Below are 293 nucleotides of genomic sequence, written 5' to 3' on the forward strand. Positions count from 1 at the left end.
GGGTACTGGTCCCCGTCGACGCGTAGATAGGCGATGCCGGCTATGCGCTGGCCCATGGGTTACTCCGAGGTTTCGAGAGAAGATGCCGGCAATCAGGCGAGGTCGGTGTCGACGCCGCGGTCGTACTGCAGACGGAACTGCGCCAGCGTCGCGAAGACGCGGAGCTGGTTGATCAGATCCGGCGGCCACAGGACGTTCAGCCGGTTCGGCTGGTTCGAGTCCCGCTCGACGATCAGGTGGTTCTTGAAGGCCTTGGCGTTCTCGACCAGGCCGTTGAACTCCTCGATCCGGTA

1 protein-coding gene is annotated in these 293 nt (G+C 63.5%); it reads right to left on the reverse strand.

Annotated features, from left to right (window positions below):
* Window positions 1-92 precede the first annotated feature (92 nt).
* The coding region (locus CH341_RS32135; protein ID WP_210208725.1) for a phage tail sheath C-terminal domain-containing protein at window positions 93-293 on the reverse strand (201 nt) is incomplete at its 5' end.

Origin of the sequence: Rhodoplanes roseus, assembly GCF_003258865.1 — a bacterium.
GTDB lineage: Bacteria > Pseudomonadota > Alphaproteobacteria > Rhizobiales > Xanthobacteraceae > Rhodoplanes > Rhodoplanes roseus.